This window comes from Mesorhizobium sp. WSM4829, assembly GCF_055811475.1.
In genome coordinates, this window is the sequence record NZ_JBVVQJ010000157.1 from 1 (window position 1) to 369 (window position 369).

The following is a 369-nucleotide window of genomic DNA, read 5'->3' on the forward strand; positions in this document are numbered from 1 at the left end:
CGTCTCCATGCTTGGCACGACGCTTTCGCCGCTGCGGTGCCTGCCTTCGTTGCGACTGCGCCGCGTGATGAATAGGCCCCCTGTTCGTTAAAAGCCCATTCCCATCGCGGTTTCCTTGCCGGAGAACATCCTGAAGGGCGTTATCAACTTAACTCGCGTTCAGGGATTTGCGGCATAGACCGATGGCATGAACACCGCGACCGTCAGCTACAAGCGCCATCGTTTCCCGCCGCAGATCATCGCCTATGCAGTCTGGCTCTACTAGAGGTTACCCTTGAGCCTGCGTCTGGTTGAGGAAATGCTGCTGGAGCGCGGGATCGTGGTTTCGTATGAGACAATCCGCCGGTGGGGCATCAAGTTCGGTCCGCA

General features: G+C 58.3%; 1 pseudogene. It reads left to right on the forward strand.

The features are described from left to right. Positions 1-187 precede the first annotated feature (187 nt). A pseudogene (locus AC0L17_RS34660) lies at positions 188-369 on the forward strand (IS6 family transposase); the annotation flags it as partial.